1 protein-coding gene is annotated in these 529 nt (G+C 46.9%); it reads left to right on the top strand.

The annotated features are described in order from the left end of the window. A partial coding sequence (locus tag ACERC7_RS10735) for a lipoate protein ligase C-terminal domain-containing protein (protein WP_373666917.1) occupies positions 1–529 on the top strand: 529 nt, incomplete at both ends.

Consider the following 529-nt stretch of genomic DNA (forward strand, 5'->3'; position numbering starts at 1 on the left):
TGTTTGATGTGGACATGACCGTCCTTGGCGATGCGCTCAAGGTATCGAAGGATAAAATCGAGTCAAAAGGTGTCAAATCGGTTCGTGCCCGCGTGACCAACATCAACAATGAATTGCCAGAAAAAATTACGGTACAAGAGTTCAGCGATGCCATTCTCGCTCAAATGAAAAAAGAATACCCAGACATGACCGAGTATGTCTTTTCAGATGAGGAACTGGCTAAGATTCAGGACATTCGTGACACCAAGTTTGCGACTTGGGAATGGAACTTTGGCGAAACGCCAGATTATACAGTCGAGCGCAACGTCCGCTATGACGCTGGGAAAATCACCAGCTACATCAAGACAGAGAAGTCCGTTATCGAGTCTATCAAGATTTATGGGGATTTCTTTGGGATTGGTGATGTCAGCGATATCGAAGAGTTGCTGGTTGGCACCCGCTACGAGTATGCGGATGTCTTGGCCAAACTCCAAACCATCGACACGAGCCACTACTTCTCACGCATGACGACAGAAGAAGTTGCTAAAGC

Source organism: Streptococcus sp. E17BB, from assembly GCF_041807725.1.
Classification (GTDB): domain Bacteria; phylum Bacillota; class Bacilli; order Lactobacillales; family Streptococcaceae; genus Streptococcus; species Streptococcus entericus.